Raw genomic sequence first — 3,240 nt, forward strand, 5'->3', positions numbered from 1 at the left:
GCTGGCCGCGGTTGGGCGTACCCCAGGGCGAACGCGACGAGCGCCAGGACGACGCACGCGACGAGGATGGCGAACATCGGGTGCGGCGAGCCATCGTGGCTGAACCCGACGAGCTGCACCACGCAGGCGCCGATCGCCATCTGCATCCCGCTCATCAGTCCCGAGGCGGCGCCCGAGCGCTCGGGCTGGGCGGCCACGGCGTCTGCCTGGACAGGGGCAATGGCGATCGCGCCGAAGAAGGACAGCGCGATTGCCGGTACGAAAACCACCGGAGTGCTCCACTCGAGCGTGCTCGCCGCGATCCAACCCGCGATCGCCGACGCAAGGCAGCCAATCCCCGATATCAGCATGAGCTGCGGGCGTGTGAATCGGTCACCCCAGCGGCCAGTCAGGTAGTTGCCGGCGACGTAGAAGACGCAGAGCACCGCGAACCACACGCCGTACTCGGTCGCCGAGCCGCCCCGCACCTCGACGATGAGGTACGGGATCGCCGCCTGTGTGGCGAAGAACGTCGCCATCACGAACGAGAAGAACAGTGCCGGCGCGAGGTAGCGGCGGTCCCGGAGCAGGGCGTTGAAGTCCTGCACCGCGTTGCGAATGCCGAGGTCAGCCCGGCGCTTGCCGTGCGTTTCGGGCAGGCGCAATGCAAGCAACGACAGCGCGAGCACCCCGATCAGCGCGCACAACCCGAATACCGCACGCCAGCCCACGCGGTCGAGCAGCACCCCGCCGACTGCAGGGGACAGCATCGGCACGAAGATCATCACCACGGTCACTCGCGCCAGCACCTGGCCGCTGCGGTCCCGGCCGTAGACGTCGTGGACGATGGTGCGTGCGAGCACGAGCCCCGCTGAGCTGCCCGCCGCCTGCACGATACGGCCGAGGATCAGGAGCTCCGGGGTGGGGGCAGCGGCAGCGACGAGGCTTCCCACGCAGAAGAGCCCGGTGCCGACCAGGATCACGGGCCTGCGGCCGAAGCGGTCCGAGAGTGGTCCGTAGACGAGAGTCATCAACGCGATCGTCGCGAACGCGAGACTGATCAGCGTCTGCGCGGCCGCCATGGGAATCCCGAAATCCCGGTGCACGAACGGTACCGCGGGGGTAAGGATCTGCGTCGCCATGGGCCCGAGCGCGTAGGCCGCGATCAGCGCCCCCAGTGCGACCATGCCCATCCTCGGCGGCGCGAGACTAGCCACGGGGCCACTCCGGCTCGATCTCGCCCGGAACAAACGCGCCGGCGATTGGGGGCCGCAAGCGGTCGGCGACGAAATGCTCGGCGCGGACAATGTAGGCGCGCGAATCCCGGTATCGCGCGATCCGGAGCGCGTCCATGCGAACGCGAAGTCTCAACCCCGGGGTGGCGTTCACGTTGGCGCCGCCCGAACCGAAGGACCTGGCGACGGCGCAATGGCGCATGGTGCGTCTGCCCTTGCGAGAGATCACGCCGTTTCGCCCAATCCGCGCGTCCAGTCGCGCCTGCTTGCGCGGCAAAAGTGAAGCGTCGCCGCGCGAGCGTTCGGGTCGACCCCGTGCGCCATCGCCCCGAACGCGGCGGCGACGTGCGCCCTAGAGACGGGCTCGCCCTTCCCGTCGAGCGAGCGCGCCCAGACCTGTCCACTCGAGCGATAGAACGTCGCGGCTTGTGCCCGTGCCGCCCCTGGCTCGACGCCGTTCGCGAGGGCTCGAAACGCCTCGGCGACGCGGTCCCGCGCGGGACGTTGGATGCTTGCCGGCGCCTCGACGCCGTGCCCGCAGCGCGGGGTGTACCGCTGCGCGGAAGGGCGCGGGCGCGTTGTCGCGCGACCTTCGAATTGCTCGCTGCGGTCGGCGATCATGGTGAGTTCTCCGTAATGAATCGAATCAGTTGCCCCGGGATGCGCCGCGAAGTTGGCGAACGCGCTTACGTTCGGAGCGCCGTGCAGCTGGAAGAGATGCTAGAGGCCGCGCGTATCGGCGGAATTTCGCGATCCGCACGGATTGTTATCGGTATGTATCTATCGGGAGCCCGGCTTGAGGGCTGAACTTAGGACCGCCGGTCCGCGATTCGGTCGAGGCCGAGCACTCCATGGACGATGCGAGTCCAAGGATAGCGCTCGCACCTGGCGCGCTGCCCGTTGCTCACACGTCGCCGCGCCGCTACCGGCCCGGTCGCTTGGGAACAAACGGGCCGCCGACCGGTCCACCCCGCGCCCGGGAATCCGTTACAGGGGTCAACGCTCGCGGGTCCACCGTCTCCGGCCACACCCAGGCCGCCGGCATCAGGAGCACGCCAAATAACCGCCATTTGGAAATCGCGTATGCGCTCTCATTTGCAATCGAGGGCGGGCAGGCGGTGCTTGACCTACGTGTGCCGCAGGCCAAGCGCCGGGCCGGTCGCCTTACATCGAGCCAGCCGTATTTTTCAAGCCGAGCACCTCGATCGGTTCGATCGATGGCGGGCTGGCAAACAATTCCGGGGCCTTTGCCATCAAGGCTTGCGCGATCGGGCCGGAGAGATGCGCCTGGCGGCCGGCCTCGTCATGGAAAGCGTCGAATACGCCGAAGGTCGTGGGCGACAGGCGCAAGGCGAACCAGATCGGCGTGGTGGCTTCCTGGCGCGCCAGCGCGAGGCCGGTTTCGAGGAAATCGGCGACGGCGGCTTCCTTGCCGGGCTTGGCCTCGAGGCGAGCGAACAATGCGAGCTTAATCATCGTGTTTCTCCTGGTTGAATTCGCCCCCGGATGCGGAATTGCGCGGCAGGCGAGGGCCGAACTATAGGTTTCGCGGCGCCGTCAAGCTATTGGCAAAATCGACATCTTTAGTATCATTATTGCCATGTAGATCAAGCTACTCGCCCTCCACGGGGTATTCGATACCGGGCTGGCCGCGGTGCTCGATGCGTTTGCCATTGCCAATGAGTTGGCCGCGATGAGCGGATTGGAATCGCCGCGCTTCGACGTGACGGTCGCCGGCATGAGGCGCCGGATCCGCACCGCGCAAGGCCTGGGTGTGCCCGCAGCGGCGGCGGAACGCGAGAAGACGCCGGATTGGGTGGTGGTGCCGGCCATCGGCTGCAAGATGCCCGCGCCGCTGGAGCATGCGCTGACGCGCGCCGATGTACGCGATGCATTGGCGATGCTGCGCGCCTGGGCGGGTAACGGCGCATCGATGGCCGCCGCCTGCGTCGGCACTTTCGTGCTGGCCGAAGCAGGCTTGCTCGACGGCGAGGAAGCGACCACCACCTGGTGGCTCGCGCCGATG

The 3,240-nt window shown here is 67.7% G+C and carries 4 protein-coding genes; 1 reads left to right on the forward strand and 3 read right to left on the reverse strand.

Going from position 1 to position 3,240, the window contains the following annotated elements; all coding sequences use genetic code 11:
• The 3 genes from VMJ70_03545 to VMJ70_03555 all read right to left on the reverse strand — a co-directional run.
• Positions 1-1,166, reverse strand: a 1,166-nt coding sequence (locus tag VMJ70_03545; GenBank protein HTO90182.1) for a multidrug effflux MFS transporter, incomplete at its 3' end; no start/stop codon positions are given.
• A gap of 273 nt (positions 1,167-1,439) precedes the next feature.
• Complete coding sequence (locus VMJ70_03550) at positions 1,440-1,835, reverse strand: hypothetical protein (protein HTO90183.1); 396 nt, start codon at positions 1,833-1,835, stop codon at positions 1,440-1,442.
• Between the two features lie 543 nt (positions 1,836-2,378).
• A complete protein-coding gene (locus VMJ70_03555) occupies positions 2,379-2,690 on the reverse strand; it encodes a hypothetical protein (GenBank protein HTO90184.1) in 312 nt (103 codons plus the stop codon).
• A gap of 178 nt (positions 2,691-2,868) precedes the next feature.
• Between VMJ70_03555 and VMJ70_03560 the strand changes: the two genes are divergently transcribed.
• A partial coding sequence (locus VMJ70_03560) for a hypothetical protein (protein HTO90185.1) occupies positions 2,869-3,240 on the forward strand: 372 nt, incomplete at its 3' end.

Origin of the sequence: Candidatus Sulfotelmatobacter sp., from assembly GCA_035498555.1 — a bacterium.
Lineage (GTDB): Bacteria > Eisenbacteria > RBG-16-71-46 > RBG-16-71-46 > RBG-16-71-46 > DATKAB01.